The 19,253-nt window shown below is 57.5% G+C and carries 15 protein-coding genes; 1 reads left to right on the plus strand and 14 read right to left on the minus strand.

From position 1 onward, the window contains the following. Nucleotides 1-4: 4 nt before the first annotated feature. From J8G15_RS04240 to J8G15_RS04275, 8 genes are all read right to left on the minus strand, one after another. Nucleotides 5-685 (minus strand): glutathione S-transferase, encoded by a 681-nt coding sequence (locus J8G15_RS04240; RefSeq protein WP_210546311.1) that lies wholly within the window; start codon nucleotides 683-685, stop codon nucleotides 5-7. Then, nucleotides 682-1,623 (minus strand): rhodanese-related sulfurtransferase, encoded by a 942-nt coding sequence (locus tag J8G15_RS04245; RefSeq protein ID WP_210546312.1) that lies wholly within the window; start codon nucleotides 1,621-1,623, stop codon nucleotides 682-684. The genes J8G15_RS04240 and J8G15_RS04245 overlap by 4 nt, the downstream gene beginning before the upstream one ends. Nucleotides 1,624-1,730: 107 nt before the next feature. Continuing rightward, nucleotides 1,731-3,095, minus strand: a complete 1,365-nt coding sequence (locus J8G15_RS04250; protein WP_210546313.1) for an MBL fold metallo-hydrolase RNA specificity domain-containing protein — start codon at nucleotides 3,093-3,095, stop codon at nucleotides 1,731-1,733. Nucleotides 3,096-3,216: 121 nt separating this feature from the next. Then, nucleotides 3,217-4,353 (minus strand): molecular chaperone DnaJ, encoded by a 1,137-nt coding sequence (dnaJ, locus tag J8G15_RS04255; protein ID WP_210546314.1) that lies wholly within the window; start codon nucleotides 4,351-4,353, stop codon nucleotides 3,217-3,219. An 88-nt stretch (nucleotides 4,354-4,441) separates the two neighbouring features. Continuing rightward, nucleotides 4,442-6,385, minus strand: coding sequence for a molecular chaperone DnaK (gene dnaK, locus J8G15_RS04260; protein WP_210546315.1), 1,944 nt, complete (start codon nucleotides 6,383-6,385; stop codon nucleotides 4,442-4,444). Nucleotides 6,386-6,452: 67 nt separating this feature from the next. Then, complete coding sequence (gene grpE / locus J8G15_RS04265; RefSeq protein WP_210546316.1) at nucleotides 6,453-7,013, minus strand: nucleotide exchange factor GrpE; 561 nt, start codon at nucleotides 7,011-7,013, stop codon at nucleotides 6,453-6,455. Between the two features lie 131 nt (nucleotides 7,014-7,144). Beyond that, the gene (locus J8G15_RS04270; protein WP_210546317.1) at nucleotides 7,145-7,498 is read right to left on the minus strand and encodes an FKBP-type peptidyl-prolyl cis-trans isomerase; all 354 of its coding nucleotides are present in this window, start codon (nucleotides 7,496-7,498) and stop codon (nucleotides 7,145-7,147) included. A 232-nt stretch (nucleotides 7,499-7,730) separates the two neighbouring features. Continuing rightward, complete coding sequence (locus J8G15_RS04275) at nucleotides 7,731-8,042, minus strand: helix-turn-helix domain-containing protein (protein WP_210546318.1); 312 nt, start codon at nucleotides 8,040-8,042, stop codon at nucleotides 7,731-7,733. 259 nt (nucleotides 8,043-8,301) lie between these two features. Here J8G15_RS04275 and J8G15_RS04280 point away from each other — a divergent pair, with 259 nt between their 5' ends. After that, on the plus strand, nucleotides 8,302-8,586 hold the full coding sequence (locus J8G15_RS04280; protein WP_210546319.1) for a late competence development ComFB family protein: 285 nt from the start codon (nucleotides 8,302-8,304) through the stop codon (nucleotides 8,584-8,586). A 44-nt stretch (nucleotides 8,587-8,630) separates the two neighbouring features. Here the strand turns inward: J8G15_RS04280 and J8G15_RS04285 are convergent, their stop codons facing one another. From J8G15_RS04285 to mfd, 6 genes are all read right to left on the minus strand, one after another. Beyond that, entirely contained in the window at nucleotides 8,631-10,175 is a 1,545-nt protein-coding gene (locus J8G15_RS04285; protein WP_210546320.1) for a SpoVR family protein, read from the minus strand. A gap of 7 nt (nucleotides 10,176-10,182) precedes the next feature. Next, a complete protein-coding gene (locus J8G15_RS04290; protein ID WP_210546321.1) occupies nucleotides 10,183-11,451 on the minus strand; it encodes a YeaH/YhbH family protein in 1,269 nt (422 codons plus the stop codon). 33 nt (nucleotides 11,452-11,484) lie between these two features. After that, nucleotides 11,485-13,407, minus strand: a complete 1,923-nt coding sequence (locus J8G15_RS04295; protein ID WP_210546322.1) for a PrkA family serine protein kinase — start codon at nucleotides 13,405-13,407, stop codon at nucleotides 11,485-11,487. A 185-nt stretch (nucleotides 13,408-13,592) separates the two neighbouring features. Then, nucleotides 13,593-14,870 (minus strand): O-acetylhomoserine aminocarboxypropyltransferase/cysteine synthase family protein, encoded by a 1,278-nt coding sequence (locus J8G15_RS04300; protein ID WP_210546323.1) that lies wholly within the window; start codon nucleotides 14,868-14,870, stop codon nucleotides 13,593-13,595. Nucleotides 14,871-14,913: 43 nt separating this feature from the next. Then, the gene (gene serB, locus J8G15_RS04305; protein WP_210546324.1) at nucleotides 14,914-15,624 is read right to left on the minus strand and encodes a phosphoserine phosphatase SerB; all 711 of its coding nucleotides are present in this window, start codon (nucleotides 15,622-15,624) and stop codon (nucleotides 14,914-14,916) included. A 95-nt stretch (nucleotides 15,625-15,719) separates the two neighbouring features. After that, a complete protein-coding gene (gene mfd, locus J8G15_RS04310; protein ID WP_210546325.1) occupies nucleotides 15,720-19,214 on the minus strand; it encodes a transcription-repair coupling factor in 3,495 nt (1,164 codons plus the stop codon). Nucleotides 19,215-19,253: the final 39 nt, after the last annotated feature.

Here is a 19,253-nt window from a genome sequence, read left to right on the forward strand (position 1 = left end):
GTAGCTATCTAATTGATAGTAGATTGTTATCGGGAAAGATCACCGGGGCCTGCTCGGGTTCCCAAGGCGCGAATTTGGGCATGGCGCGCAGGAACAATGCCGACGCCTCAAACTCAATCAGCCAGGCCTGCAGGGCCGACAACGGTTGCGCGGCAAACCAGCCCGGATCGGTGTGTGCGAATTGGCGCACGAAGGGCGCAATGGCCATGTCGGCCAAGCAGGGCGTCTGGCGCAAAAGTTGTCCGTTCGCCTGAATGCGGGTGTTCAAGTCGTTCAAGAACTCGCACGCCAAAGTCCGATGGGCCAACCCATCTGGCAAGTCATAGCGGTGGGGGTACTTGTAGCGGTCCAGGTGGTGCTTGAAGTCACCGTCACAGCGTTGGATCAAGCCCAACGAGGGTGCCAGCAAAGATTCCCCTTCTCCCAGCCACGCCAATGGGTCATTCTGGCGTAAGGTCCAAAGCATGATCTCCAGACTTTGCTCGATCACCTGTCCTTCAGGCGTGACCAGCACCGGAACCGTGGCCTTGGACGATACCGCCAGCAAGGCAGCAGGCTTGTCGCGCAGCACCACTTCACGCAGTTCGCATCGTTGCCCACTAGCCAATAGCGCCAACCGGGCCCGCATCGCATAGGGGCAGCGGCGAAACGAATAGAGAACGGGGCAGGGCGCAGAGTTAATCATGCGGCGCGAGGCAGGGTTTGCCCAATCGGCGGTTGATCGCCTCGGGCCTTGGCCAGTTCCCATTGGCGTTGGCGTTCGCGCGCGCTGTTCTTTTGGGTTTCAAACGTGGTCGCATGGCATTTGGGGCAGCTGACGCCAGCCTCAAACAAGGGTGAGGCCATGTCAGTGTCATTCAGCGGATGCCGACAGGCGCGGCACAGCCCGTGGGGGCCGGGCACCAACCCGTGGCCCACCGAGACACGCTCGTCAAACACAAAACATTGCCCCTCCCAAAGGCTCTCTGCCTCGGGAACGGTTTCCAGGTATTTAAGAATGCCGCCTTCCAGGTGGAAGACCTCGTCGTAGCCTTGCGCGCGCAACAGCGCTGTTGATTTTTCGCAGCGGATGCCACCGGTGCAGAACATCGCCACCTTGGGCTTTTGACCTGAGGCCGGGTTCAACGCATCATTGCCGGCAACCCAGTCGGGGAGCTGCGCAAAGCTCTGAATGTCGGGGTTCAAGGCGCCAGTGAAGGTGCCAATGCCAACCTCGTAGTCATTGCGTGTGTCAACCACAACCACGTTGGGGTCGCTAATCAAGGCGTTCCAGTCTTGTGGCTTCACGTAGGTGCCAGCCATCTTCGTTGGGCTGACCTCAGGGACGCCCATGGTGACGATTTCTTTCTTCAGTCGAAGCTTCATCCGGTAAAACGGTAACTTGCTTGACCAGGCCTCTTTGTGCTGCAAATCAGCGAACCGGGGGTCTTGTCGCAATGTAGCCAAAACGGCCCGAACACCCGCTTCGGGTCCGGCAATGGTGCTGTTGATGCCTTCCTGCGCCAGCAAAATCAACCCCTTCACCTCATTGGCCTCGCAGCAGGCCAAGAGTGGCGCCTTCAGGTCAGCGAAGTCGGGCAAGTCAACAAACTTGTAAAACGCGGCGGTCAAAAATTCACGCATAAGGCCTTGAGTGCTTCAATCCAATAGAAATGTCTGGGTAACGCCGTATTTTCGCGCATTGGCTGTGCAGGGCGACGCCAACGCACAGTGTGGCTGTCAGCGGGGTATCAGGTTGGCCAAGTGGACCCGTGTTCAGGCACCACAGCCCGCCAACCCAGTTCATGTTTGATCCGTTTGCGAAGAGCGTCGGATTGCTCCAACTCCCCGTGCACCACATACACCTGGGCCGGCGCCTCCGGCATGGTGCGCAGCCAGGCCAAAAGCTGATTGCCGTCCGCATGGGCCGACGCTGATTGAAGTTGAACCACCTCGGCCTTGATATCCACATCTCGTCCATGAATGCGAATACTGGCCGCACCGGCTGCCAGGGCCGCGCCCCGGGTGCCGGCGGCCTGAAAACCGGTCAACACAATCATGTTGCGGTGGTTGCTGGCGTAGTGCGCCAGATGGTGCAACACCCGCCCGCCAGTGGCCATGCCGCTGGCGGAGAGAATCACCATGGGGCCGTGACGACTCGCCAGTGCCTTTGATTCGTCGGTGCTGTTCACCATCACCGCGGAGTGAGTCAGCGCATAAGTCTCTTTAGCACTCAAACGGTGCTCTCCGGGGTGTTTGTCGAACAGGTGGGTGGTGTGCACCGCCATGGGGCTGTCCAGAAATACCGGCAATGACTTGGGTAAATCTCCACCAAGTTTGAGAAGGTGAATGGCGTGCAGAAGCGCTTGGGCCCGTCCCACCGCAAAAACAGGGATGACGGCGACACCGCCACGCTTGGCGAGTTTTGTGAGAGCGGGGCCCAGCTCTGCCAGCACATCTTCCTTGGGATGCGTCCGGTTGCCATAAGTGGATTCAATCAAGACCGTGTCCGCAAGGGGCGCTGGCTGCGGTGGGCTCATCAGGATGTCATCGGGCCGCCCCAAGTCGCCTGAAAACAGAATCCGTCGTCCTGCGACTTCTAACAAGATACTGGCAGCGCCCAATATGTGTCCGGCGGGTTGAAAGGTGGCGCGCCAACCCGGCATCAGCGTGATGGCCTTGCCGAAGTCCATCGCTTTGATTTGAGGCAGGCAATCCAGAGCGTCCTGTCGGGTGTAGAGCGGCAGTGCCGGTGCATGCTTGGAGAATCCGTGCCGGTTAGCAAAAGCTGCATCTTCTTCCTGGATGTGGCCGCTGTCGGGCAGCAAGATGCGACAAAGATCGCGTGTGCCGCCGGTGGCAAACACATGACCGGTAAAACCGTCTTTGACCAGCAAAGGCAGATAACCGCTGTGATCCAGATGCGCATGAGTCAACAGCACTGCATCAATCTGAACGGGGGCGATGGGCAGTGGTGTGCGGTTGCGCAGCCTCAGTACCTTGTAGCCTTGAAACAGGCCGCAATCAACCAACAAATTTTTCCCATCGTGCTGAACCAGGTACTTGGAACCGGTGACGGTGCCGGTGCCACCCAAAAACGTGATGTTGACGCTCATATCGCAATTTCTCCTCATCGCCATGCCTTCGCCGTGAGGGCGAAAAAAAATGCCGTGGGGTCTTGGTCAGACCGCACGGCATTCATTGGGCATCAGTTCTTCAGATGCAAATTGATTCGCGTCAACTAAAGAGGTTTTTCAGGCGGTTGGCCCAGCTGTCTCCGCCCGGAGAGTGCTTGCCGCCACCTTTTTTCAGCGAATCGTCCAGTTCCTTCAGCAATTTGCGCTGGTGCTCGCTGAGCTTGACTGGAGTTTCCACCGTGATGTGGCAGTACAAGTCACCGGGGTAGCTTGCGCGCACGCCCTTGATGCCCTTGCCACGCAGGCGGAACTGCTTGCCAGTCTGCGTGCCTTCAGGAATATCAATGGCCGCTTTGCCTGCCAGCGTTGGCACATCAATTTCTCCGCCCAAGGAGGCGGTGATGATGCTGATGGGCACGGAGCAATGAATGTCATCACCATCGCGCTCGAAGATATCGTGCTTTTTGAGCCGGATTTCAATGTACAGGTCACCGGGAGGACCGCCATTCGTGCCTGGCTCGCCGTTGCCGGAACTGCGAATCCGCATGCCCCCGTCAATGCCCGCTGGAATTTTGACTTCCAGAGTTTTTTGCTTCTTGATCTTGCCCTGACCGTGGCAGCCGGTACATGGCTCAGCAATCACTTTGCCATTGCCTCTGCAAGTGGGGCAGGTTTGCTGCACGCTGAAAAAGCCCTGGCGCATCTGGACTTGACCGGAGCCGGCACAGGTGCCACAGGTTTTGGCTTGCGTGCCAGGCTTGGCGCCGCTGCCCTGACACAACTCGCAGTTGTCCCAGCTGGGGATGCGAATCTGTGCGTCTTTGCCTTTGGCCGCTTCTTCCAGCGTCACTTCCATGGCGTAGCTCAGATCGCTGCCACGGAAGACCTGACGTCCACCGCCGCCCGCGCGTCCACGCTGCTGACCAAACATGTCACCAAAAATGTCGCTAAAGGCTTCGCCGAAGCCGCCCATGTTGTCGCCGCCTGGGCCGCCACGCATATTGGGATCCACGCCGGCAAACCCGTGCTGGTCGTAGGCAGCCCGCTTTTGCGGGTCCGACAACATCTCGTAGGCTTCCTTGGACTCCTTGAATTTCTCTTCGGCGGCCTTGGAGGCGTCGCCCTGATTGCGGTCAGGGTGGTGCTTCATCGCATGTTTGCGATATGCCTTTTTGATTTCGTCGTCAGACGCGTTCTTGGGGACACCAAGAACCTCGTAAAAATCTCTTTTAGCCATTGTCTTTCTTGCCCAGTTTCAGTACAAACGCCGCGTTGCACCCAAAGTGTTCAACGCGGCGCTTATCAGCGGTAGTCAGCGCAAGCGCTTAGTCCTTCTTGACTTCTTTCACTTCAGCGTCAACGACGTTGTCGTCAGCTTCGTGCGCAGCGGCCTTCTCAGCAGAGTGAGCGCCTTCGGCATCGCCGCCTTGTGCGGCTTCTTTGGCCTGCGCCTCAGCGTACATGTGCTCGCCGAGTTTCTGGCTGGCTGTCATGAGCGTTGTGCTCTTCTCGTCGATCAAGGCCTTGTCGTCACCTTTGAGAGCGTCTTCCAGTTCCTTGATCGCCTGCTCGATTTTGGCTTTCTCTTCGCCTTCGAGTTTGTCGCCGTATTCGGTCAGGCTCTTCTTCACGCTGTGCACGCTGGCATCGGCCTGGTTTTTGGCTTGCACCAGTTCCAGTTTTTTCTTGTCGTCTTCGGCGTTCAGCTCGGCGTCCTTCACCATTTGCTGAATTTCGGCTTCTGACAAGCCCGTGTTGGCCTTGATCGTGATCTTGTTTTCTTTGCCGGTTCCTTTGTCTTTGGCGCCGACATGCAGAATGCCGTTGGCGTCAATGTCAAACGACACTTCGATTTGCGGCGTACCGCGCGAAGCAGGTGGAATGCCTTCCAGGTTGAACTCACCCAGCATCTTGTTGCCCATGGCGATCTCTCGCTCGCCCTGGAACACCTTGATGGTCACGGCGGGCTGGTTGTCATCGGCAGTCGAGAAAGTCTGTGCAAACTTGGTCGGGATGGTCGTGTTCTTGGTGATCATCTTGGTCATGACGCCGCCCAGGGTTTCAATACCCAGCGACAGAGGTGTCACGTCCAAAAGCAGCACGTCTTTGCGGTCACCCGACAAGACCTGGCCCTGAATGGCAGCGCCCACGGCCACGGCTTCGTCAGGATTGACGTCTTTGCGTGGCTCTTTGCCAAACAACTCTTTGACCTTTTCCTGCACTTTAGGCATGCGGGTCATACCGCCGACCAAAATCACGTCATTGATCTCGGAGGCGCTGACGCCCGCATCTTTCAATGCCATGCGGCAAGGGGCAATGGTGCGCTCGATCAACTCTTCAACCAGCGACTCCAGCTTGGCGCGAGTCAGTTTCACGCTCAGGTGCTTGGGGCCTGACGCATCTGCGGTCACGTAGGGCAGGTTGATGTCGGTCTGCGCACTGCTGGACAGCTCAATCTTGGCTTTCTCAGCGGCTTCTTTCAAGCGCTGCAGTGCCAACACATCCTTGCCCAAATCAACGCCTTGTTCTTTCTTGAACTCGGAAATGATGTAGTCGATCACGCGTTGATCAAAGTCTTCACCACCCAGGAAGGTGTCACCGTTGGTGGAGAGCACTTCAAACTGTTTCTCACCGTCCACGTCGGCGATTTCGATAATGGAGACGTCAAATGTGCCGCCACCCAGGTCATACACAGCAATCTTGCGATCGCCTTTTTCTTTTTTGTCCAGACCGAAAGCCAGCGCGGCAGCGGTGGGCTCATTGATGATGCGTTTGACGTCCAGACCGGCAATACGGCCAGCGTCTTTGGTGGCTTGGCGCTGAGCGTCGTTGAAGTAAGCGGGCACCGTGATCACGGCTTCCGTCACGGCTTCGCCGAGGTAATCTTCGGCGGTCTTCTTCATCTTGCGCAACACATCCGCACTCACTTGCTGAGGCGCCATTTTGTTGCCGCGCACTTCCACCCAGGCATCACCATTGTCTGCAGCGGTAATCTTGTAAGGCATCAGGTCGATGTCTTTCTGGACTTCTTTTTCTGCAAATTTGCGGCCAATCAGGCGCTTCACCGCGTAAAGCGTGTTGCGGGGGTTGGTCACAGCTTGACGCTTGGCGGACGCTCCGACCAGCACTTCGCCATCTTCCTGATAGGCAATGATGGATGGTGTGGTACGCGCGCCTTCTGAGTTCTCGATGATTTTGGGCGTATTGCCCTCCATAACCGACACGCAGCTATTGGTGGTGCCCAAGTCGATACCGATGATTCTTCCCATGATTTACTCCAGTTTTCAGATGTTCTTGATTTGCGGTTGACTTGAGTGTTTTCAAGTCAATTCATACTTATTTAGGCGCAGAAACAGTGATCAGCGCTGGGCGCATGACGCGGTCCGCGATGGAATAGCCTTTTTGCAGCACCGTGACTACCGTGTTCGCCTCCAGATCAGAGGGCACCACGCTGATGGCTTGGTGCTGGTGCGGGTCAAACTTGACGCCGGCGGTCGGGTCGATGGCGATCACCTTGTTGCGCTCCAAAGCGGCAATCAGTTGGCGCAGCGTGGCTTGAGCGCCTTCCCGAATTTGCTCAATGGTGGCGTCTTTGATGATCAAGCCAGCTTCCAGGCTGTCAGCGACGGGCAGCAGGCTTTCGGCAAACGCCTCTACCGCAAATCGGCGGGCTTTGGAGACGTCTTCTTCAGCACGGCGCCGCGCATTGTCGGCCTCGGCTTTGGCGCGAAGGTATTGGTCAGCAAGGTCTGCGCTCTTGGACTGTAACTCGGCCAGTTCCGCCTGAACCTTGGCGAGCGCGTCCATCTCAGGTGAGACTTGGGCGTTCACCATGTCTTCCGTGCTGGGTTGGTCGGCGGTGCTTGGGTTGGTTTGGTTTTGGTTCGATTCAGACATAGAGGTAAGCCAATTTACAAATACTAAGTCCCTTACATGAGGAGGGATTCTTGAACTTCAAGGGCAATATCAAGCGTGCCCTGCGCGCCAAAGAATGGGTGCGCTGGGCTGGCGGCTTGATAGGGCGATGCTTAGCCCGCAACTGCCAGAAGTTCGACGTCAAACTTCAACGTGGCATTGGGTGGAATCACACCGCCAGCGCCACGCGCGCCGTATCCCAGCTCTGCGGGAATGATCAGGGTGCGTGCACCGCCCACTTGCATGCCCGCCACGCCTTCGTCCCAGCCGCGAATGACCATGCCGGCGCCGAGCGCGAACACAAAAGGGTCACCACGGTCTTTGCTGGAATCGAATTTGGCGCCTTGCACGCCGTCGTTGTGCAGCCAGCCGGTGTAATGAACCGTCACACTTTGACCCTTGGTGGCGACGTCGCCAGAGCCAATCAAAGTGTCTTCGTATTGCAGGCCTGAAGTGGTTGTGGTCATGAGATTTCCTTGATTGCTATAAATTGGATAGCTGGGTGCGCACTAAGGTGAAAGGCCGCGCCCAGAAAGCCCTAAATTATGCCAGCACCCTTTGGTGCATCACTTTTGAGCCAGCTCCGGGGGTCCAGGATGACCTCCCCGGAGTTTTGGTAGGCACCAACAAAAAAACAGGCCGCGCCTGTTTTTTGGAAATAAACGCTTGTCCCTCAACGGGGACCGGCCTCAATTGGGCTTAGGCGCTTTTTTTGGCCAAGCTGGCCGACCATTTGGTGGCAAATGCAGAGAGATCCCCGATGCGTTTGAGCAAATCGGCGCCCAAGGCCGTGACGATATAGCCGTCGCTGCCATGGGTGACCAAGCCGGCTTCCCGCAGTTCCTTGATTCGCGTGTTCAGTGTGTTGGGAGTGATGCCGCCAACGCTGTCCTGCAACAAGCGAAAGGTTTGAGCGTGACCGTCCTTCAGTGCCCAAAGTACCCGAATGGCGTAGCGGGACTCAAGCAGGCTTAACAGCGGGCCGACGGCGGCATTTTCTTTGGAACTCATTAACGGGCTCTCCTCAAAGCATGGATTGATCGCCGGGAGCTTGATTTTTTATTCATGCAGGCAACTGCCCTGATCTCCGACGCGGGTTCAAACTATAGCCCAACTTTTCAGATGCTACAAGATTCATAGCTAAGTTTATCGACAAGCATAGGCGACCTATCCTCATTTTGTTGTCAACCGTGAACTGAAGTGCTAACGTTGGTGTCGATACTGGCAGCAGCCAACGACCGGCCCCTTCATCAGTTACGGAGAGATCCTTATGGTTTTTAGTTTTGAACAGGTTCACAACTTTTATGAACGCTTGGTCTTCGAAGCGGTGGCGGGCATGGCCGGGTCAAATCCAGATTTTTCAGCGGACATGTTGGCCGATGTGGCCTGCGTCGTTCTAAACCGCCTGCCGGTGCGGTACATACGGCATGACGTGGACTTGATGTTTTACCTCACTGAGCACGAACGCCACGCCATAGAGGTCACCATGGACGAGGCCTTGTCGTTTGGGTTTGCGTATGTCAGGGAGCGTGCGCCAAAGCGTGCTTCATATTGAACGATTCGTTGCTCACGGCAAGCGTTCCCTGACTGCGCGTTAGGTCACGGAAAAGGACGAGTGGGGGCACTTCTTTTTTCCCGAATGCGTTCAGACAACAGGGTGACCTTCCCGTCAGAGTCTTCGTTTTCAAGGCGGACCGTGAATCCCCATAGGTAAGCGACATGTTGAAGTACCGCGGCACTGGACTCGTCCAGCGGCCGGCGCAAATGCGAGAAATGACGCAAAGTTAGGGAGCGATCTCCACGCAAATCGACGTTCCACACCTGTATGTTGGGATCGCGATTACTCAGGTTGTATTGGTCGGACAACTGGTTTCTCACGGTGCGGTAGCCGCTCTCATCATGAATGGCGCCAATCTGGAGCTTCTGCTGGGTATCGTCATCCAGCACCGAGAATAGGCGAAACTCGCGCATCAACCTGGGAGACAGGTACTGGGCAATAAAGCTCTCGTCCTTGAAGTTTTGCATGGCAAATTCAAAGGTGTCGCGCCAATTGGAGTCGGCAATGTCTGCAAACCATTCGCGGTCTTCCTCGGTCGGCTCCTCGCAAATTCGCCGAATGTCGCGCCACATGGCAAATCCAAGTGCATAGGGGTTGATGCCGGAGTAGTACGGGCTGTTGTAGGGCGGTTGGTACACCACATTGGTGTGCGATTGCAGAAATTCCAGCATAAAACCCTCGGACAGGCCACCCTGGTCGTACAAGGTATTGAGCAGGGTGTAATGCCAAAAGGTGGCCCAGCCCTCGTTCATCACCTGGGTTTGACGCTGCGGGTAGAAATACTGGCCTATTTTTCGAACAATGCGAATCACCTCCCGCTGCCAGGGCTCCAGCAATGGCGCGTTCTTTTCGATGAAATACAACAGGTTTTCCTCGGGCTCCGCTGGAAAGCGGGCGTCCTGGGCCTCGGCATCGACCTCCATGTGCGGTGGCAAAGTTCGCCAAAGATCGTTGACCTGGGCTTGCAGGTAATCTTCGCGCTCTTTTTGGCGAAGTGTTTCTTTCTCCAATGACAGGCGGGGAGAGCGCTTGAAACGGTCGACGCCGACATTGAGCAAGGCGTGACAAGCATCCAGCAGTTGCTCAACGGCCATGACACCATGGCGCTCCTCGCAATCGGCAATGTACTTTTTGGCGAACACCAGGTAATCCACGATAGCGTCCGCACTGGTCCATTGCCGGAACAAGTGGTTGCCCTTGAAGAACGAGTTGTGCCCATAGGCCGCATGCGCAATAACCAGTGCCTGCATGGGCAGTGTGTTCTCCTCCATGAGGTAGGCGATGCAGGGGTTTGAATTGATGACGATCTCATAGGCCAGGCCCATCTGGCCCCGCTTGTAGCGGTTTTGTGTGCCGAGGAAATTCTTGCCAAAAGACCAATGGTTGTAATAGACCGGCATACCGATGGAGGCGTAGGCGTCCATCATTTGCTCGGAGCTGATCAGCTCCAGCACATTGGGGTAGGTGTCCAGCTTGTACTCACTGGCCACGCGGGCGATGGCCTGGTGGTACTCCTCTATGGCGGCGAACGTCCACTCCGATCCGGTGGGCAGAAGCTTGATTTTGGTTTTGACTTTCTTGTCCATGGTCTGCTCACATCCGCTGTTTGAACAGATCCCGAAACACAGGGTAAATGTCAGCCACGGTGGCGATTCGCCGCATGGCAAAGTCCTTGGGGTGGAGCGCTTCCAGCTTGCTGTATTCGTACCAGAGGTTCTGAGGTTCGCCTTCGGTGATTTCGATGTAGGCAAAATACTGGGTCAGGGGCAGCAAGGACTCGGACAGCAATTCACGGCAGCGAGGCGAATCGTTGTCCCAGTTGTCGCCATCGGATGCCTGAGCGCCGTAAATATTCCATTGGCTGCTGGGATAACGGGCCGCAATAATTTTGTACATCAGCTCCAGGGCGCTGGAAACAATCGTGCCACCGGTTTCCCGGGAGGTGAAAAACTCGTCTTCATCCACCTCGCTGGCAGCCGTGTGATGCCGAATGAACACCACGTCGATGCGTTCGTAGTTCCGGTTCAGAAACATATAGAGCAACATGAAAAACCGTTTTGCAATGTTTTTACGCCCCTCGTCCATGGAACCAGACACATCCAGCAGACAAAACATCACCGCCTGCGTGCTGGGTTTGGGGTGTTTCACGCGGTTGTTGTAACGCAGGTCAAATGAATCCACGAAGGGCACTTTGTCCATGCGGGCCCGCAGCACCGCAATTTCGCGCCTCAGGCGCTGAATCTCAGGGTCATCATCGGCCAACTTGTCTTCAATTTCGCTCAGCTCAGCCAGCAACAACCGAAGTTGTGCGGCATAGGGGCCACCCACCGCAATGCGCCGCCCGGCCGCGCCGCGCATGGTGCGGACGAGGTTGATGTTGGCGGGCACCCCACTTTGGGTGTAGCCGGCCCGTACACGGCGATATTGCTCGGTTTGAGCCAGATGTTGTTTGACGAGATCGGGCAACGCCAGTTCATCAAAGAACAGGTCCAGAAACTCGTCCTTGGTCAGGGTAAACAGGAACTCATCCAGACCTTCGCCATCCTGACTGGCCTGGCCGCCACCGCCCCCTGCGCCGCCGCCTTTGGGGCGGTCAACCCGGTCGCCGGTGCTGAATCGGTCGTTGCCGGGTCGAACCGTTTCGCGCACGCCGCCCTGGCCGTGCCCGAACTGGCGCTCTTCGATGTCTTTGCCGGGGATGCCGATCTTTTCCCCATTGCCTATGTCACGCACATGGCGTTTGTTGACCGCGTCAGTGACGGCCTTGCGAATCTGGCCCTTGAACCGGTCAATGAAGCGTGCCCGATTCACCGAGCTTTTATGCTTGCTGTCCAGGCGACGGTCGATGATGCGCACGGTCATGTGACGCTTTCTCTCAGCTTGTGAAGAGGGGGGTCAAGCCGACTTTCTCACACGCAAGTACCACTCGCACAGCAAGCGAACCTGTCTCTCCGTGTAGCCCTTGCTGACCATGCGGTCCACAAAATCCTTGTGTTTTTTCTGCTCATCGCCGCTGGCCTTGGTGGTGAACGAAATCACCGGCAGCAACTCCTCGGTGTTGGAAAACATTTTTTTCTCAATCACGGCCCGCAACTTCTCGTAAGAGGTCCACGCGGGGTTTTGGCCCTCGTTTTTGGCACGTGCCCGCAAGACGAAGTTGACGACCTCATTGCGGAAGTCTTTTGGGTTGGAAATGCCCGCGGGTTTTTCGATTTTTTCCAGCTCGCTGTTGAGCGCTCCCCGGTCCAGAATCTCACCGGTATTGGTGTCCCTGTATTCCTGGTCCTGAATCCAGAAATCAGCGTAGGTGACATAGCGGTCAAAAATGTTCTGCCCGTACTCCGAGTAGCTTTCCAGGTAGGCGGTTTGAATCTCCTTGCCGATGAACTCGGCATAGCGGGGCGACAGAAACTCTTTGAGATAGCGCATATACCGGTCCGCCACCTCGGGCGCGAATTGCTCTTGCTCGATTTGCTGTTCCAGCACGTACATCAGGTGCACCGGGTTAGCGGCCACCTCGCGGTGATCAAAATTGAACACCCGCGACAAAATTTTGAAGGCGAAGCGGGTGCTCAAGCCCGTCAAGCCTTCGTCAACGCCGGCAAAGTCCCGGTATTCCTGAATACTCTTGGCCTTGGGGTCGGTGTCTTTGAGGTTTTCACCGTCGTAGACGCGCATCTTGGAGAAGATGCTGGAGTTTTCAGGCTCTTTGAGCCGGGACAGCACCGAGAACTGAGCCAGCATCTTCAGCGTGTCAGGTGCGCAGGGCGCCTTGCTCAGTGAGGAATTCGTGAGCAGCTTTTTATAAATATGAATTTCGTCCGCCACCCGCAGCGAGTACGGCACTTTGACGATGTAAATGCGGTCCAGAAAAGCTTCGTTGTTGCGGTTGTTCTTGAAGGTCAACCACTCCGCCTCATTCGAGTGGGCCAGCAACAATCCGTCAAAAGGAATGGCGCCAAACCCTTCGGTCCCCTTGTAATTGCCTTCCTGCGTGGCGGTTAACAAGGGGTGCAGTACCTTGATGGGTGCCTTGAACATTTCCACAAACTCAAGCACACCCCGATTGGCCAGACACAGGCCGCCGGAGTAGGAGTAGGCGTCCGGATCGCTCTGGGAATAGGTTTCGAGCTTGCGGATGTCGATTTTCCCCACCAGCGACGAAATATCCTGGTTGTTTTCATCCCCGGGTTCCGTCTTTGACACCGCTACTTGGGCCAGTACGGACGGGCGAAGTTTGACGACCCGGAAGCGACTAATGTCACCCCCGTATTCGTTCAACCGTTTCAGCGCCCAAGGACTCATGATGGTGCCCAGATAGCGCCGGGGAATTTCAAAGTCGTCTTCCAGCAACTGTGCATCTTCCATCACATTGAACAATCCCAAGGGCGACTCGTGCACGGGTGAGCCCTTAATGGCGTAAATGGGCGTCACCTCAATCAGGGACTTCAACCGCTCTGCCAGCGAAGACTTGCCCCCGCCCACGGGCCCGAGCAGGTAGAGAATTTGTTTCTTCTCTTCCAAGCCCTGCGCTGCATGGCGAAAGTAGGAGACGATTTGTTCAATCACATCCTCCATGCCGTAGAGGTCGCGAAACGCGGGGTAACGCCTGAGCATCTTGTTGGCAAAAATGCGGGAAAGGCGGGGTTCAGTGCGGGTGTCCACCAGTTCGGGCTCGCCGATGGCGGCCAGCATGCGCTCAGCAACGCTGGCGTAGGCCTGTGGATCACGCTTGCAGAGTTCCAGGTAGTCCTGGATCGACATTTCCTCTTCCTGGGCGGCAACAAACCGTTCCTGGAATCGAGTGAAAACGCTCATGTGACTCTCCTTTGATGGTTGCGGCTCACCGGGGTGAACCGCTTTTTCTCAAATGATGCGTTTTCATAATAAACACTTAGAGCAGATCGTGCACAAAAACTTCGCACAAAGAAAAGCCCCATTGAAGGGGCTTTTCTTTGTCTTGCCGCGTCCTGGCGTTTTGCCAGGCGGGGATGGGTAGCTGCTTAGACGGCGGCCAGCGCCTGCCCCAGGTCTTCCAGCAAGTCGTCAATGTGCTCAATGCCCACGGATAAACGCACCATGTCGGGTTTGACGCCCGCCTTGGCCAGTTCGGCCGGGTTGAGTTGGCGGTGTGTGGTGGAAGCAGGGTGGCAGGCCAGGGACTTGGCGTCGCCAATGTTCACCAGGCGGGTGAACAGCTTGAGCGCGTCCTGAAAGCGGGCGCCGGCCTCAAGGCTGTCGCTGGCTTTCAGTCCAAAACTGATGATGCCGGAGGCGCGCCCGCCCATGTACTTCTTCACCAAACCATGGTCCGCATGGTCGGGCAGACCGGCATAGTTGACCCAGCCGACTTTGGCGTGAGACTTCAGGTGCGAGGCCACTTTGAGGGCGTTCTCGCAGATGCGGTCCATGCGCAAAGGCAGGGTTTCAATGCCTTGGAGAATCTGGAATGCAGCCATGGGGCTCAGTGCCGCACCCATATTGCGCAAAGGCACCACGCGAGCGCGGCCAATGTAGGCTGCCTCGCCCAGGGCCTCGGTGTAGACCACGCCGTGGTAGCTCACATCAGGCTCGTTCAGGCGCTTGAACCGTGCTTTGTGCATGGCCCAGGGGAATTTGCCGGAATCGACAATGATGCCGCCAATGGTGGTGCCATGGCCGCCCATGTATTTGGTCAGCGAGTGCACCACGATGTCGGCGCCATGCTCAAACGGGCGGCACAGGTAGGGGCTGGACACTGTGTTGTCCACAATCAATGGCACGCCAGCGCCATGGGCCACGATGGCCAGCGCTTCAATGTCCGTGATGTTTCCCAGCGGGTTGCCCACCGATTCGCAGTAAATCGCCTTGGTGCGGTCATCAATCAGCTTGGCGAACGACGCCGGGTCATTGGCATCGGCAAAGCGCACTTCAATGCCCTGCTGCGGGAAGGTGTGGGCAAACAGGTTGTACGTGCCGCCGTACAAGGTGGCGGTGGAGATGATGTTGTCACCCGCCTCGGCAATGGTCTGAATGGCCGCCGTGATGGCCGCCATGCCGGACGCCATGGCCAGCGCGCCAATGCCGCCTTCCATAGCCGCCACGCGCGCCTCAAGCACCGCGTTGGTGGGGTTCATGATGCGGCTGTAAATATTGCCGGCGACCTTCAGGTCAAACAAATCGGCACCGTGCTGCGTGTTGTCAAACGCGTAAGCCACGGTTTGGTAAATAGGCACCGCAACGGCCTTGGTGGTGGGATCAGGCGTGTAGCCGCCGTGTACGGCCAGGGTTTCAATCTTCATTGGTTCTTTCTCCTGTTACAAATTTGTTGTTAGACGAACGATCTTAGGCGAAAACTTCCAGCAAACGGTCCAACCCGCCGGTATTGATGGCGACCATGGCTTGCTCGCGCACCTTGGGTTTGGCGTGGTAGGCCACGGACAGGCCAGCTTCGCCCATCATGGGCAGGTCATTGGCGCCATCACCCATGGCAATCGCCTGACTGGGCTGAATGCCCAGTTGCGCGCAGGTCCCCAGCAGCGTCTTGCGCTTTTGGGCGCCGTCGCAAATATCACCCCAAGGCTGGTCCAGCATGCGGCCGGTCAGCACGCCGTCCTCAATCTCCAATTGGTTGGACAGAGCCCAGTCAATTCCCAAACGTTCTTGCACCCGGTTAGCAAAAAACGTGAAGCCGCCTGAGACCAGCAGTACTTTCATGCCTGTCGCTTTACAAGCCGCCACCAACTCGGCCGCGCCGGGGTTCAGTTGCAGGCGCTCATGATAGACCTGCTCCATGCTCTCCAGCGTCACGCCTTTGAGCAACGCCACACGCTGGCGCAGGCTTTCCTTGAAGTCGGCAATCTCGCCGCGCATGGTGGCCTCCGTGATGGCCGCCACCTGCGCCTTGCGGCCCACGGCGTCGGCAATCTCGTCCACACACTCAATGTTGATCAGGGTGGAATCCATGTCAAAGGCGATGAGCTTGAAATCGCTCAGTCGCAGCGGTGGCGCAAAGCCCTGAATGACAAGGCCGGGAGAGAGTTCAGTGGTTGACATGGTGTTCAATAACTATGAATTTGATAGCTGCTTGCGCAGGTTTTACGGGGGGGTATGGGCCTTTTATTTTTGAATATTGCCATTTTGCGAATTTGTCAGGCCACGGCCTCAACCACCGGCTGCCCCAGGTTTTTCAGCACATCGCGCACCATCTGGGCGCGGTCTTTGGCATCGGGCAACTCGCGCTCAATGCGCAGCTTCTCGTTGCCAGCCAGTTTGATGTGTTTGTTTTTTTGAATCATTTGAATAATCTTCATCGGGTCGATGGGCGGATTTTTCTTGAAGGTGATGGTGATCACACCAGGGGCGGCATCCACTTTCACCACGCCGAAAGGCTTGGCGATGACCCGCAGGCGGTGAACGTCAATCAGCGTTTGCGCCTGTGGGGGCAGCTTGCCGAAGCGGTCGATGATTTCTTCCAACAAGCCGTCGATCTGGTCGGTGTTCTTGGCCGTTGCTAGTTTTTTATAGAAGCTCAGGCGCAGGTGCACATCGCCGCAGTAGTCGTTGGGCAGCAGGGCGGGCGCGTGCAAATTGATTTCTGTGGTGACGTTCAGCGGGCTCAAAAGGTCTGGCTCAACACCGGCTTTCAGGCAGCGCACGGCCTCTGACAGCATCTCGTTGTAGAGCTGGAAGCCGATTTCGAGCATGTTGCCGCTCTGGTTTTCACCCAGCACCTCGCCGGCACCGCGAATCTCCAGATCGTGCATGGCCAGATAAAAGCCGCTGCCCAGTTCTTCCATGGCCTGAATGGCGTCCAGCCGCTGGGTGGCCTGCTTGGTCAAGCCCTCCAAATCCGGCACCATCAAATAGGCGTAGGCTTGGTGGTGGCTTCGCCCCACGCGTCCGCGCAATTGGTGTAACTGCGCCAGACCAAACTTGTCGGCCCGGCTCATCACGATGGTGTTGGCGGTGGGCACGTCAATGCCGGTTTCAATGATGGTGGAGCACAGCAGCAAGTTGTAGCGCTGGGCCACAAAGTCGCGCATCACGCTTTCGAGCTGGCGCTCGGGCATCTGGCCGTGGGCCACGGCGATGCGGGCTTCGGGCAAGAGCTCTTCCAGCCTGGCGCGACGGTTCTCAATGGTTTCCACCTCGTTGTGCAGAAAGTAGACCTGGCCGCCGCGTTTCAATTCGCGCAGCACCGCTTCGCGAATAACACCGTTGCCTTCGGTGCGCACAAAGGTCTTGATGGCCAGACGTCGTTGCGGCGCGGTGGCAATCACGCTCAGGTCGCGCAGGCCTTCCAGCGCCATGCCCAAGGTGCGGGGAATGGGGGTGGCGGTTAGCGTCAGCACGTCCACTTCGGCGCGAAAGGCTTTCATCTGCTCTTTGTGGCGCACACCAAAGCGGTGCTCTTCGTCAATGATGAGCAGACCCAGGTCTTTGAACTTGGTGGACTCGCTGAGCAACTTGTGGGTGCCCACGACGATGTCTACGGTGCCGTCGGCCACGCCTTTCAGGGCGGCGGTGATTTCCTTGCCTGATCGAAAGCGGCTCATCTCGGCCACTTTTACCGGCCATTTGCTGAATCGGTCCACCAGGGTTTGGTAGTGCTGCTCCGCCAGCAAGGTGGTGGGTGCCAAAAACGCCACCTGTTTGCCACCGGTGATGGCGATGAACGCCGCACGCAACGCCACCTCGGTCTTGCCAAAACCCACGTCACCACACACCAGGCGGTCCATGGGGCGGGGGCTGATCATGTCTTGAATGACGGCATGAATGGCGGCCGCCTGGTCAGGCGTTTCCTCAAAGCCAAAGTCGTTGGCAAAGGTTTCGTAGTCGTTGGGTGAGTAGCGGAAGGCGTGGCCTTCACGGGCCGCACGGCGGGCGTAGATGTTGAGCAACTCGGCAGCCGAATCGCGCACCTGTTCGGCAGCTTTGCGCTTGGCCTTGTCCCAGGCGGCCGAGCCCAGCTTGTGCAGCGGCGCTTCGTCCGCGCTCACGCCGGTGTAGCGGCTGATGAGCTGCAACTGGCTGACTGGCACATACAAGGTGGCTTTGTCGGCGTATTCCAGGTGCAAAAACTCCTGCACCTCAGGCTCGCCATTAGGTAGCTTGTTGCCTAGATCGAGGTTGATCAAGCCCCGGTAACGGCCAATGCCGTGGGCGGAGTGCACCACCGGGTCGCCCAGATTGAGCTCGCTCAGGTCTTTGATCAGCGCTTCAACGTCGCTCACCTGTTCCTGCTTTTTGCGGCGGCGGGTGGTGGGCCCGGCGGCAAACAGCTCGGTCTCGGTCACAAAGTCAATGCCGGCCTCCAGCCAGGCAAAGCCCACATTGAGCATGGAGGTGGCAATGCCGATGGGCTCCTCACTTGCCAGAAACTCGGCCAGCGAGTCAAAGGTGGGCGGGCTGAACTGCGAGGCATGTAAAAAGTCCAGCAAGCTGGCGCGCCGGCCATCACTCTCGGCCAACACCAGCGTGCGCTGCTGGGTGTTGCGCATGTGATCTTTTAGCCGGGCCAATGGCTCCTCGGCCCCGCGCACCACGGACATGGCCGGCAGTGGCTCAAATTCGGCATAGTCGCTGCTTGCCTCGGGACCGTCGGCGGTGACTTTGGGGCGAATGGCGAGTTGCGGGTAGGCGTTGGCTCGGGCGTAAAACTGCTCGGTGCCCAAAAACAGCGACTCGGGCGGCAGCACGGGGCGCTCGGGGTCGGTGTGCAGCAGGCGGTAGCGGTCTTTGGTGTCTTGCCAAAAGTGCTGAAACGCGGGCTCCAGGTCGCCGTGCAAGACCACGGTGGCTTCGCTGCCCAGGTAGTCAAACACGGTGGCGGTGTCTTCAAAGAACAGCGGCAGGTAATACTCAATGCCGGCCGTGGCCACGCCGTTGCCAATGTCTTTGTAAATGCGGCTCTTGGTGGGGTCGCCTTCCAGCAGCTCACGCCAGCGGCTGCGAAAGCGCGCACGGGCGTCGTCGTCCATGGGGAACTCGCGTCCGGGGAGGAGGCGCACCTCAGGCACCGGGTACAAGCTGCGCTGGGTGTCGGGGTCGAACGTGCGAATGCTGTCAATTTCGTCGTCAAACAGGTCCACCCGAAACGGCACCAAGCTGCCCATGGGAAACAAATCAATCAGGCCGCCGCGCACCGCGTATTCACCGGGGCTGACCACCTGGGTCACATGGCTGTAGCCCGCCAGGGTGAGCTGGGACTTGAGCTTGGCCTCGTCCAGCTTTTGTTTGACCTTGAACTGAAAGGTGTAGCCGGCCAGAAAGCTGGGCGGCGCAAGCCGGTACAAGGCGGTGGTGGCAGGCACCACCACCACGTCAGCCCCGGTTTCTTTCTCGCGCTGGCTGATGCGCCACAGCGTGGCCAAACGCTCGCTGATCAAATCCTGGTGCGGAGAAAACGTGTCGTAGGGCAGGGTTTCCCAATCGGGAAACAGCACGCAGCGCAGGTCAGGGGCAAAAAATGACATCTCGTCAATCAGCCGCTGGGCGTCCACCGCGTTGGCGGTGATGATGGCCGTGATCTTGCCGGCTTTCTTCTCACGCAACCCCAATTGGGCCAGCAACAAGGCGTCGGCCGAGCCAGTGGGGCGAGGCAGGGTGAAGCGTTTGCCGGGGTTCAGTTTGGGTAAATCCATGAATGACCTGCTGGGGGCGCATTGCGGCGCCCTGATTTT

This window comes from Rhodoferax sp. PAMC 29310 (assembly GCF_017948265.1).
Classification (GTDB): Bacteria; Pseudomonadota; Gammaproteobacteria; order Burkholderiales; family Burkholderiaceae_C; genus Rhodoferax.

Bases quoted from the DNA above. Each gene is read 5' to 3' on its own strand.
- dnaK (WP_210546315.1), bottom strand. From the start codon at position 6,385: ATGGGAAGAATCATCGGTATCGACTTGGGCACCACCAATAGCTGCGTG.
- dnaJ (WP_210546314.1), bottom strand. From the start codon at position 4,353: ATGGCTAAAAGAGATTTTTACGAGGTTCTTGGTGTCCCCAAGAACGCG.
- J8G15_RS04245 (WP_210546312.1), bottom strand. From the start codon at position 1,623: ATGCGTGAATTTTTGACCGCCGCGTTTTACAAGTTTGTTGACTTGCCC.
- J8G15_RS04285 (WP_210546320.1), bottom strand. From the start codon at position 10,175: ATGGACAAGAAAGTCAAAACCAAAATCAAGCTTCTGCCCACCGGATCG.
- J8G15_RS04290 (WP_210546321.1), bottom strand. From the start codon at position 11,451: ATGACCGTGCGCATCATCGACCGTCGCCTGGACAGCAAGCATAAAAGC.
- serB (WP_210546324.1), bottom strand. From the start codon at position 15,624: ATGTCAACCACTGAACTCTCTCCCGGCCTTGTCATTCAGGGCTTTGCG.
- mfd (WP_210546325.1), bottom strand. From the start codon at position 19,214: ATGGATTTACCCAAACTGAACCCCGGCAAACGCTTCACCCTGCCTCGC.
- J8G15_RS04240 (WP_210546311.1), bottom strand. From the start codon at position 685: ATGATTAACTCTGCGCCCTGCCCCGTTCTCTATTCGTTTCGCCGCTGC.
- J8G15_RS04270 (WP_210546317.1), bottom strand. From the start codon at position 7,498: ATGACCACAACCACTTCAGGCCTGCAATACGAAGACACTTTGATTGGC.
- J8G15_RS04250 (WP_210546313.1), bottom strand. From the start codon at position 3,095: ATGAGCGTCAACATCACGTTTTTGGGTGGCACCGGCACCGTCACCGGT.
- J8G15_RS04280 (WP_210546319.1), top strand. From the start codon at position 8,302: ATGGTTTTTAGTTTTGAACAGGTTCACAACTTTTATGAACGCTTGGTC.
- grpE (WP_210546316.1), bottom strand. From the start codon at position 7,013: ATGTCTGAATCGAACCAAAACCAAACCAACCCAAGCACCGCCGACCAA.
- J8G15_RS04275 (WP_210546318.1), bottom strand. From the start codon at position 8,042: ATGAGTTCCAAAGAAAATGCCGCCGTCGGCCCGCTGTTAAGCCTGCTT.
- J8G15_RS04295 (WP_210546322.1), bottom strand. From the start codon at position 13,407: ATGAGCGTTTTCACTCGATTCCAGGAACGGTTTGTTGCCGCCCAGGAA.
- J8G15_RS04300 (WP_210546323.1), bottom strand. From the start codon at position 14,870: ATGAAGATTGAAACCCTGGCCGTACACGGCGGCTACACGCCTGATCCC.